The organism is Flavobacterium sp. 25HG05S-40, from assembly GCF_052654735.1.
Genome location: NZ_CP199750.1, coordinates 1,038,395 through 1,050,066, shown reverse-complemented (window position 1 = coordinate 1,050,066; position 11,672 = coordinate 1,038,395). Strand labels below are relative to the sequence as shown.

7 protein-coding genes are annotated in these 11,672 nt (G+C 35.8%); all 7 read right to left on the bottom strand.

Annotated features, from left to right (window positions below; all coding sequences use genetic code 11):
• Positions 1-99: 99 nt before the first annotated feature.
• A complete protein-coding gene (locus tag ACULEU_RS04525) occupies positions 100-2,697 on the bottom strand; it encodes a T9SS type A sorting domain-containing protein (protein WP_445454262.1) in 2,598 nt (865 codons plus the stop codon).
• 89 nt (positions 2,698-2,786) lie between these two features.
• Positions 2,787-5,681, bottom strand: a complete 2,895-nt coding sequence (locus ACULEU_RS04520) for a T9SS type A sorting domain-containing protein (RefSeq protein ID WP_445454261.1) — start codon at positions 5,679-5,681, stop codon at positions 2,787-2,789.
• A gap of 32 nt (positions 5,682-5,713) precedes the next feature.
• A complete protein-coding gene (locus ACULEU_RS04515) occupies positions 5,714-6,472 on the bottom strand; it encodes a LytR/AlgR family response regulator transcription factor (protein WP_445454260.1) in 759 nt (252 codons plus the stop codon).
• 88 nt (positions 6,473-6,560) lie between these two features.
• Positions 6,561-8,531: a tetratricopeptide repeat-containing sensor histidine kinase gene (locus ACULEU_RS04510; protein WP_445454259.1), complete on the bottom strand. Its 1,971-nt coding sequence runs from the start codon at positions 8,529-8,531 to the stop codon at positions 6,561-6,563.
• 98 nt (positions 8,532-8,629) lie between these two features.
• The gene (locus tag ACULEU_RS04505) at positions 8,630-9,367 is read right to left on the bottom strand and encodes a class I SAM-dependent methyltransferase (RefSeq protein ID WP_445454258.1); all 738 of its coding nucleotides are present in this window, start codon (positions 9,365-9,367) and stop codon (positions 8,630-8,632) included.
• A gap of 4 nt (positions 9,368-9,371) precedes the next feature.
• Positions 9,372-10,328, bottom strand: a complete 957-nt coding sequence (locus ACULEU_RS04500) for a glycosyltransferase family 2 protein (protein WP_445454257.1) — start codon at positions 10,326-10,328, stop codon at positions 9,372-9,374.
• Positions 10,328-11,656, bottom strand: coding sequence for a hypothetical protein (locus ACULEU_RS04495; RefSeq protein ID WP_445454256.1), 1,329 nt, complete (start codon positions 11,654-11,656; stop codon positions 10,328-10,330). Before ACULEU_RS04495 ends, ACULEU_RS04500 begins: the two co-directional genes overlap by 1 nt.
• Positions 11,657-11,672 lie beyond the last annotated feature (16 nt).

Here is an 11,672-nt window from a genome sequence, read left to right as displayed (position 1 = left end):
TTTTGATAAAACTTGCAAGTTTATTATACACCACTTTCTTCTAATAAAAAAACTCACGACAAACATCGTGAGTTTTCGGAATCAAATTTTAACTAACTTTTATTCTCTAACTATTTTCTTCACTCCTATTCCGTTTTCTGAAATTACTTTTAGGAAATAAACTCCATTGGATTGATTTGACATATCAAAATCCGTTTGATTTTTGTTGACAAGACTCGTCTGCAACAATCGCCCTTGGATATCATACAATTGAATCGATTTGATAGTACTAGCACAATTGACATTTACCCTATCTTTTGAGGGATTGGGAAATACTGAAATGGAAGCGTCAATAGCAACATCGGGATTGCTTAACGCTTGGAACAACGTGTTTTCCGGTAACGTCTCTACTGGAAAGTTATAATCAAAATAGATATTGACTTTTTTGCTTACACTATCACCTTCCACTAAAGTGTTCTTAGTTTTCATTTTTAAAAGAATATTACCATGACCACCTGCCTCTAAATGGATACTCGAAAAAATAAATTCGGCCACATTACCCGTAAGTCTCGCAGTTACTGGAGCTGAACTGTTCATTAATTGCAATGAATTGACATCAAACTGAGAGACATCAATAACTTCCCTAACGACAATGTTCTCGGCTTGGGCATTTCCTGTGTTTTCGAAATTGATTACATAATGCAAGTAGTTTCCGATTTCAGAGGGTGAAACCATATTGCCTTCAATGCAAACGATTTCATTGGGATCATAAGCTCCAAAAACGGTTTGATTAAACCGGAAGGTGTTATCCGATGGAATTTCATCACCCAAAATTGGATTTACTGTTGCTGTAAAACTGAGTTGGTCGCCAATATTTACCGGCGGTGTATCCGTTGGAGCATTTACATGTAAAATAATTTCAAAACTTCTACTTTCGAAAGGCAACAGATTGGTATAATCATAAGCCAGAATTCCTATTGTTTGAGATGTTGGTGCTATATTGGAAGAAACAAAATCAAGTAATGTCTCGTCATAAGTAAACTCTATATTTCCTGTTAGTGTTTGATTTCCTTTATTCTTGTAAACTAATTGATAAACAGCATCAAAACCTGGTCGAGCGGTGTTATTGGGGGCGATTACGACTTCCACATCGGGATGAATACCGTTTGCACTAAGACAAAAATTTTGAGTAACGCTGTTATTACTGTTATTGGTGAATGGAATGGAAACAGATGATGGCGTAAAGTTAAACCACGTTGGATTTTCAATAGATGGAGTAATTGCGAAGCTTCCGGTTTGCGTGTAGAATTCATAATTACCATTAACAGAAGTAAAACTCGCTCCAAAGTCAGTTCCGTCATTAATATCTACTCTGATATTGGGTTGAAATAAATCATTAGCATCACAACCATTGTTATTAGCATCAAAAGAAACGGTTCCAGTAATGCTATTATAATCTCCGCCAGGAACAAACGAGCAATAACTACTTACCACCGTATTTATTAAATTGGCATTATCTACAGCATCCATAGCTACTACGACTTCATTTTCATCAACACATACAAATTCAAGGCTTGAGCAACCGATAAAACATTCAATAGATACACCTGGATTCCATGCTGCTCCATTTTTCATAAACACCGTTTCAAGCAATGTGTTATCATTACAATAGAATTCTGTAATTGGGTTATTTGAAAGATCTAGTGTTGTAAACTGATTGTAATCGCACTGAAAATAAACAAGGTTTGTCAACAAACTCAAATCAATTGTAGTAATCTGGTTACTGCCACAATTCAACTCTTCAAGGCTAGTCAAGCTAACTACATCCAAGGTATTCAGTTGATTATTGTAACAATATAAAAGCTGAAGACTGGTCAATCCGCTTACATTTAAAGTATTGATATTGTTATTGTGGCATTTTAATTCGATTAAATCTGAATAGCTACTTACATCAAGGGAAGGAATTTGGTTATTGTGACAATCTAGCCATTTTAGCGCTGGTATGCCACTGAAATTAATAATAGGAAGCTGATTGCCAAAACAATATAAAACCTGCAACTGATTTAGGTTGCTCACATTTAATGAAGTCAATACATTATTACTACAGTCAAAGTTAATTAGATTGGGCAGTCCGGTAACAGTTAGAGAGGGAATCAGGTTGTTATAACAATATAACCCTATGAGGTTTGTTAATCCGTTTACATTTAAAGATGTAATTTGGTTGGTGCTGCAATCTATAACTTGTAAAGCTATCAAACCGTTAACATTGAGAGAAGTAAGCTGATTATTATAGCAATTTAGCGCCTCAAGATTTATCAATCCACTTACATTTAATGATGTAAGATTATTATTGCCGCAATTAATAGACTCAAGACTGGTCAATCCACTCACATTTAAACTGCTAAGTTGATTATTAAAACAATTGACATATACAAGATTGGGGGAGTTACTAACATTTAATGAGGTAAATTGGTTGAAATTACAATCTAAACTTTGAAGATTTGTAAACGATTCAATTCCCGTAATATCGTTAATGTTTGATTGATTCAGATTCAAAGTTGTCGGAACCAAAGCTTCACTTTCTTGAATATTTCCATCGGCATTCGTATCAACTCCAAGGGCAATCAGTTTTGCCTTGAAATTCGCATCCGGAATATTTACAATTTGTGCATTCGCTACACCGGCAACTAATACAAAAAGATACAATAATTTTCTCATGACACACTACTTTGATTTGAACATTTTTTCTCTCCAAATCCCACTCTAAACAGAGTGGGAAAGGAACTCTTTAATTACTACTATTTACCTTATTCTTTAACTATTTTCTTCACTCCTATTCCGTTTTCTGAAATTACTTTTAGGAAATAAACCCCGTTGGATTGATTTGAAAGATCAAAATCCGTTTGATTTTTGTTGACAAGACTCGTCTGCAATAATCGCCCTTGGATATCATACATCTGTACCGATTTGATAGTGCTGGCACAATTGATATTCACCATACCTTTTGATGGATTGGGATATACTGAAATAGAATCATCAATAGCAATATCTGGATTGCTTAACGCCTGAAATAAGGTGTTTTCTGGTAACGTTTCTACTGGAAAGTTATAATCAAAATAGATATTGACTTTTTTGCTTACACTATCACCCTCAACTAAAGTATTATTCGTTTTCATTTTCAAAAGAATATTACCGTGTCCACCTGCTTCTAAATTGATTCCCGAAAAAATGAATTCGGCCACATTACCAGTAAGTCTTGCTGTTACACCAGCAGAGCTGTCAAGAAGTTGTAACGTAGTAACATCAAACTGATTGACATCAATAATTTCTCTAACCACAATGTTTTCGGCTGCCGCATTACCAGTATTTTCAAAATTAATTACATAATGCAAGTAGTTTCCGATTTCAGAAGGTGAAACCATATTGCCTTCAATGCAAATAATATTATTAGGATCATAAGCACCAACAACGGTTTGGTTTAACTGGAAGGCATTGTCTGATGGTGATTCGTCACCAGCAATGGGATTTGCTGTAGCTGTAAAGTTGAAAACATCTCCAATATTAACTGGGAAAGTAGGATGCGTTGGCGGATTAACATTCATCACTACAGTGATGCTTTTACTTTGAAAAGGCATTAAGTTAAGAACATCCCAATTCAGTGTTCCCGGTGGAGCAGTTAGTAAAGAAACCGGTTCACTTGTTTCAACAAGACTCATTCGGTTAGGATCGTAAGTGAAGCTAATACCATCATTGGCTTGTGTGATGGTTTGATTGCCTTTGTTTTTGATTACTAGACTATAACTGGCCAGAAAACCAGGTCTTGCACTTAATAATGGTGCTATTATAATTTCTAAATCAGGATGGACACCATTAGGCGTAATACAGAAATTCTGAACTGATTGGTTGTTATTGGTATCAGGGAAATTAACTGTCGCTGTGGCAGGCGAAATCGTAAACCAACTTGGATTTTCAGTACCTATTTCTAAATTATAAGTCCCTGTTAAAGTATTAAATATATATCCTCCATTGACATTACTAAATGTGGCGCCCTGTTGGGTTCCGTCTGAAATATTCACGCGAACATTCGGTAAACCACCATCATTAACATCACAACCGTTACCATCACCATCATATTTGATTGAACCCACTATAGTGTTGTAATTACCTCCGGGTGAGAAGGAACAGTAAGAGTTTACTACTACATCCGTAATCAGGAACTGAGCTAACAATTGCAGTACATCATTTATTTGTGTTTCATCGGCACAAATAAAGCTAAGATTGGGACAGTTGGTTAAATTGATGCCCTCATTTCTTCCGTTCTTCATATACACACTAGTCAAATTGGCATTGTCGTAGAAAACTAAAACATTTAATGACGTACAATTAGATACATCCAATGTTGTTATCAAAGTATTGACACAATAGAGATTCGTCAAATTTTGAAGGTTAGATACATCCACAGCACTTATGGGATTGTTCTCGAATCCGAAAGAAAGCAAATTCGATGAACTTGAAACATCTATAGAGGTCAGTTGATTGAAACCACAGGCGAAGTCATGTAAGTTTGTTGTACCGGAAATATTTAACGTTGTCAACAAATTATTATCACAAAAAAACAGATAGAGATTGCTCAAATTGGAGACATCCAGCGTTGTTAGTTGGTTATTATTGCACTCTAATGTAAATAAACTAGTCGTTCCGGTAACATTTAAAGTACTCAATTGGTTGTATGCGCAATACAATGTTGTAAGATTACTTAATCCGGAAACATTTAAAGAGGTCAGGAAATTATTGTTGCAATGCAACTCTCTCAAATTGATAAATGCCTCCACACCTGTTAAATCACTAATATTTCTTTCACTTAGTAAAAATATACTCCCGTAAAGTGCTGCTTCTGAATACTCTATTTCATTATTTCCATTAGAGTCTATAGTTGGATTGTGATTGACTAAATAGTTCTTGAAGATGGGATCTGGAATATACACAATATCGGGATTGGTGATAAACAATCGGAAACTGCGAATGGTAAAGCATCCGGAAATATTGCGAGCAACTACCCAAATAGTTTCGCCATTCACTCCGGTATAAAAAGTGGGTGTAGGTATCGGATTAACATTAGAAGCCGCATCAGCAAGAGAGGTATGATACGTAACAGACACCCCTGTCTGCCCATTAAGAAATAAAGACTCGTTCACCGTTATATCAAAAACAGCTGTACCTACAAACGGAATTTGTTCTATTGTTAAATTAGGTGGCTGATTGGTTATTGGTGTTGCGTTTAAAACCAACTCTAAACTTGTCAGACTGTAATCGCCTGTCGCTATTTCTTGAACTCGAATGTAAATAAATTGAGATAAAGGATTTATATTTTGGTAAGCTGTTGGATTTGAAATTGTAAAGGCATTAATTTCCGCATCTGTCATGGTTTCATGGAAAGTAAGGGCATACAAATTTGGATTTAGTGAACCTAATACTTCTGGAATTTTAACCGTTAAATCAAACACTTCAAATCCGTCATTAAGAGAATCGCAAACCACTAATGGTGTTGGATCATTAATGATTGGTGGCGCAACTGCAAATCCGGTTAATCCGGAAAAAAGCAACAGTAGTAGATATAGTTTTTTCATAATCATTAGTATTGGTTTTGACTGATTTTGTTCTTCAGTAAAGATAGGTTCGATATTGGTGTCTGTTAACAGCATTTGAGTATTCGATTGGTTTGACTTAGAATTCGTTATAAGGTCTTTAAAATTTCCTGCAATCGGTCTCGTTTTCGTTGAGATATCGGAAGATTACTATTGTCCGACATCACCACATAACCACCATCTTTTTTGATATACGATTTCAAATAGGAAAGATTTATCAAATGCGACTGATGGATGCGTTCAAAACCATGTTCCGTAAGCAGTTCTTCATATTCTTTCAAGGTTTTTGAAATCAGAATCGGCTTGTTGTTTTTGATGTAAAACTTGGTGTAATTGTCTTCACTTTCACAACGGATGATATCGCTAATCTCAAAAAGATGAATGCCATCTGAGGTAGACAAGGCTATTCTTTTAAAATTATCGACCTTTTTCCGAATGTTTTCCAACAACAAATCGATATGTGCCACACTGTCGTTCTTCACTAAAACCGTTTTGATTTTTGCGATTACTTTCTCCAATTCCTCAGGATCTACAGGCTTCAGTAAAAAATCCAACGCACTGAATCGAAACGCTTTAATAGCGTATTGCTCGTGGGCTGTAATGAATACAATCTGTGAATTTAGCTTTCCTCTTTTATTGACTTCTTCCAACAAATCAAACCCCGAACCGTCACCCAAATGAATGTCCAAAAAAACCACTTGCGGCTGATGCGACAGTAATAGTTCCGTACCAGTTTTTACACTATCGGCTTCGCCAATGATAGTTATTTCCGGAGCGTAACGTGTCAAAAGCGTTTTCATTCCGGCTCTTAAGTTGTCGTCGTCGTCGATGAGTATGGTTGTTATCATGTTTAAAGTTTATGAGGTTTAAAGAAGTTTATGAGGTTTAAGAGTTACAATCATTATAACCTTTATAACCCTCATAATCCGGATAAACCTATTTAATATACTGTATAGGCAAATTCAAAATCACCATAGTTCCCAGAATTTCACCTTTATTGTTTTTCAGTTCCTCAATGGCAACATTAGCTTTGCGCGATGTAGAGGCTTCCATCATTTCCAGACGTTTTTTGGTAATATCCAATGCCATCGATTTGTGAACCGAAACCAGATTTTCTTTTATCGATTTCGAGGTATCAAAGCCGATGCCGTTATCCTGAATGGAACAAATTAAATTTTCTTTTTCAATAGTAAAATCAATAGCAATATTTCCCTTTTCGTTTTTCGGAATCAATCCGTGTATGATGGCATTTTCTACAAAAGGTTGTAATAATAACGGAGGTAATGCCATGTCGTCTTCTATGTCTTTGCTTTTGGTAATGGTAAAATCAAACTTCTGGTTAAAGCGCAATTGTTCCAACTCCAAATAGTTTTGCAGACTTTCCATTTCTTTATCAATCGGAATCAATGATTCTTTTGAGTATTCTAAGGTCAGTCGCATTAATTTAGAGAATTTCGACAGGTATTTTATGGCCGAATCCGTTCCGTTTTGCACGATAAAACTCGATATTGAACCCAGACAATTAAATACAAAGTGGGGATTCATCTGCAAGTGCAACGCTTTCTGTTCGTATTCTGCCAGTTCCTTTTGTAAGGTTAGGGTTTTCTTTAATTGCAGTCGGTTGTAAATCAAAAATATGATTCCGAAGGCCAATAAAATAAATAAGATGATAAAAAAGATTTGCTGTTGGTGTCGTTTGGAAGCTTCGCTGTACACAAATTCGCGTTTTTCTTGTTCCTTCTTCTGGAGCGCTTCTTTCTTTTCAAACTCAAAATTCATTTCGGCACGCACACTGCTACGGATATTTTCGGCATTGGCCACACTATCTTTGGCGGTGCTGTACAATTTGAAATGGTTTAAAGCTTCGGTGGTATTGTTTTGTTTTTCATAGATTTCGCTCAGTCGTTTTTCACATATTTGAATCTGCTCGATGATCTGTAATTCTTTGGCTAAGGCTAAGGATTGGTTGGTTGCCGATAAAGCTTCGCCAAGTTTATTTTGATTGTAATAAATAGTTCCGATGTAAAAATAGGTATCCGAAATCCCAAATTTATCTTCAATAGCAGTAAACGCTGTAATGGCTTTATCAAAGGTTTTCAGCGCTTCAGATGGATTATTCGTTTGGGTATAATACAACCCTAAATTGTTGTACAATTCGCCCAAACCTCGTGGATTCGGATATTTAGCAAACAATTGTTGCGCTTTGTTGTAATAGGAAATTGCTTTGGGAAAGTTTTTCTGATGCAGATAACTATTTCCAATATTAGTCGTTGTGATGCCTACCGTTTCATCTCCGATTTTCTCCTGTAATTTCAGGCATTTAATGAAGTAATTCAGTGCTTTAAAGTCATCTCCCTGGGCTTTATAAACAATACCGATATTGTTATACAAACGAGCACATTTTTCCAGATTTTTGGTTTCTTCGTAAATCTTCAATGCTTTCAGTTCGTATTGCAAGGCTTTGGCATAGCTGCTTTGTTCCGAAAAAACGATTCCAATACTTCCGTAAGCACGAGCCAGACTGTTCTTAAGCTCCGTTGCGTTTTCAGAAGCATTGTCGAGCTCTTTTTCAAAGATAGTTTGCGCGTTAGTAAAATGTTGTAAAGCTTTGGGATAATTACCACTTATAATATTGGCATTTCCTAAATTTTGATAGGCATTTCCCTCGGCGGCTTTAAATTTGATTCTAATGGAAAGCTGTAACGCTTGATTGGCGTAATGAAGCATTAACTTAGGATCCGTCGATTTATATTCGTCGGCAATACGATTCAGTAGCTTGGCTTTATCAATATCGTTCTTGGTTTTTTGCAAAACAGAAACCAAGCTATCAGCCGTTTGATTTTGACACCAAGAAGTCACCGATGATATCAGTGCTATAAAGAGTAAGAGAATTTTAACTATTTTCATAAGAAACATTTTGACTCATGCTAAAACAAAAATAGCATTATCATTGAGGTTCTTAATAACCAAATGAGTATTCCATCGTTTTGACTTAGAATTTGAAGCTATTCGGTTCTTTTAGCAATGCAAAACGTACTGACTCCAAAAGGAAAATTCATGACTTTTAGGAGTTTGTTTTCAAAAATAATTAATTGCAACAATGCTTTATTGACCAACGGATTTCCGATAGTAATATCACTTTCTCCTTTTTTGTTTTTTTGAATAATAGCACTGAGTTTTCGGAAAGAATACACCGGCAGAAACAAAAAGAAATTCCAATAGCCTGCCTTTTGAATTTCTAGATGCTCTGTAACGATTTTGGCCTTTAGTTCGGCATTAGTATAGCGCCTGTGATGCATATTCACCACATCGTGGTAACTCCATAACGACATGAATGCCGGTACAAAAACATACATTTTTCCACCAACTTTGAGCAAGTTCTTCCAGTTTTTTAGGGCTCTTTGATCCTCTTTAAGGTGTTCCAAACAGTCCGAAGCAATAATGATGTCAAAACTTTCGGTAAGGGTGATATTTTGAGCATCCATGACATAACTGTGCGGAATTCCGTTGGCTTTGCAATTTTCAATAGCTTTTGCGCTGATGTCGATTCCGAAAAGATTATCCTTTTTAAAACCCAACTTTTCAAGATCATTTAAAAATATTCCTGACGAACAGCCTATATCCAATATTTTGCTGTCTTTGGGAGCACTTTTCAATAAATCGAGCAAATACTTTCTGCGTGATTTAAACCACCAATGATCTGATTCCACATCATGATATTTCTTTTCGAAATCTTTCTCCATAATTTTAATCTACTCGTTTATCAATAAAATAGCGTGGTCGTTGCTTTACTTCAGAATAAATCTTTCCAATATACTCACCAATAATACCAAAGCAGAACAATTGTACACCTCCTAAGAAATACATTGGTAACACGGTTGAAAGCCAACCCGGAACTACATCTCCGGAATAGATAGCAAACAAGGCATAGCCCGTCATTATTAAACACAAAAAGAAGATAACAAATCCGATAATGCTGACCAATTTTAAGGGATAATTACTAAATGACGTGATACCATTCCAAGCGAAAGCAGCCATTTTACGGAAGGGGTATTTTGATTCTCCGGCAAAGCGCTCTAATCGATCATAATAGACAATGTCTTTACTGAAACCTATACTTGGAATAATTCCACGTAAAAACAAATTCACTTCACCAAAATCAGAAAGTGCTTTTATGACTCTTTTACTACATAGTCTGTAATCGGCATGGTTGTGAATGATGTTGACTTTCATCATTTTCATTAATCTGTAAAAAAGCAAAGCGGTATTTCTTTTGAAAGAAGTATCTGTTGTTCGTTCTTTTCGAACACCATAAATAACATCAGTCCCCGATTGGAATTTCGAAATCATTTGTTCGATAACACTAATATCATCCTGCAAATCGGCATCAATAGAAATCAAAGCATCGGCTTCTTCATTAAAGGTTAGTAATCCGGCTAATAATGCTTTTTGATGTCCAACATTGGCAGCTAATTTTAATCCTTTAATGTAAGGCAAATGACTAGCACGTTCTTCAATAATCTGCCAAGTAAGATCCTTGCTACCATCATCAACGAACACTACAAAACTTTTCTCAGAAATTCGGTCATTACCTACCAAATTCGCGATGATTTCATTAAGTTTTATTGCGGTTTCAGGTAGCACTAGAGCTTCATTATAACAAGGAGAAACAATACCGATTATTGGTTTTTGGTTGGTTTCCATCAGTGGATAGGATGTTTGGTTGGAAAAACAAATTTAGCAATAAAGTTGACTTTATTCTTAATCCATTGCAATTGATATAAACCAGCTGCGCTCATAAGATAAAAGGCAACTCTTGACGGGAACATATAACGAGGCTCCATATAGGTTAGTCCGTGAAAAATAAGTAACGATACTATCACTCCCCAAAACAGCCAATAATGAATCAAATTCTTTTGCCTGAATATAAACAATAATGCGCCAAAAATCAGTAATAAGTTTACTGCATTAATCATTAAAATTACAAACCAATAAGCAACTACGCCTTGAATTGGACCAAGATGAAAGTCTTTTGGGCGCACACTATTGATAAAATACACATGTCCGTAAAAACATTTCACAAAAAACTGACGAGCGAATAAAAAAGGATGTTCTAAAGCATCTTGAATCAAAAATTCTCTGTAAACATCGGTATAAGAGCGATTCGACTGTTCCATTATGGTACCTAATTCACCGCCGCTTTTTCCCCAATTCTGATAATCTTTGCTGTCAGCTCTCACGTCATTATCCCAAAACCGAAAATCGGTGGGTTCGTCTCTAAATTGAAATCTTCCCTGATGTGCCACAAAGTAGAATAAATTTTCCTGATTTTCCACCGAATTTGTTCCTGTTATCTTTTTGGCTAATTGAAGAACCGCGAAACTCGATAACCCTACAACGCAAAAAGTTAACGCTAATTTTTTTCCGTAGGCGTTGAAAAAATCTTTTCTTTTTAGGAAAGCATATCCTAGAACCATGAACCCTAATCCGAGAAGCAACATGGTATTAGGTCTGTTTAAAATCAGAAACCACATTCCTATTGTTAATAATACCCATCCTCTTTTTTTATCAGGACTAACAGTAATAATAGACCAACCGTAAAGTGCTAAGGCTAAAGAGAAAAAAGCCGGAATTTCAGCCAGTACCCCTAACGAATAATAGGCATGTATAGGAAAAACAAAGGAAAGTCCCACTGCAAAAAAACCAACTTCTTTTGAAAACAAAGTAGCACCAATCCTAAAAAGAAGCAACAAACTAAGAGTTGAAATCAAAAAAGTTGTTATTACAGCATAGGTCCAAAGCTGCTGGTCTGTTGGGTTGGTTGGCGCGAGTAAATACGCTGGAGTATAAAAAATAACAGGTCCGGGTGCCTTGGTTATGTATACCTTACTGTACTCTAAATCCCCTTTTAGGTAGGCAGCCAGATTTTTAGACTGCGCATGGAAAGAGAACTCGTCTCCAAATGGTTTTGCTTTTATAGGCAAATTAAGAACCACTAACATCAGCAATGATGAAATTATTACAATAAGCAAATTGATTCTTTTGGCG

Excerpts from the sequence above, each read along its gene's own strand:
- ACULEU_RS04525 (WP_445454262.1), bottom strand. The coding sequence starts at position 2,697 with ATGAGAAAATTATTGTATCTTTTTGTATTAGTTGCCGGTGTAGCGAAT.
- ACULEU_RS04520 (WP_445454261.1), bottom strand. The coding sequence starts at position 5,681 with ATGCTGTTAACAGACACCAATATCGAACCTATCTTTACTGAAGAACAA.
- ACULEU_RS04515 (WP_445454260.1), bottom strand. The coding sequence starts at position 6,472 with ATGATAACAACCATACTCATCGACGACGACGACAACTTAAGAGCCGGA.
- ACULEU_RS04510 (WP_445454259.1), bottom strand. The coding sequence starts at position 8,531 with ATGAAAATAGTTAAAATTCTCTTACTCTTTATAGCACTGATATCATCG.
- ACULEU_RS04505 (WP_445454258.1), bottom strand. The coding sequence starts at position 9,367 with ATGGAGAAAGATTTCGAAAAGAAATATCATGATGTGGAATCAGATCAT.
- ACULEU_RS04500 (WP_445454257.1), bottom strand. The coding sequence starts at position 10,328 with ATGGAAACCAACCAAAAACCAATAATCGGTATTGTTTCTCCTTGTTAT.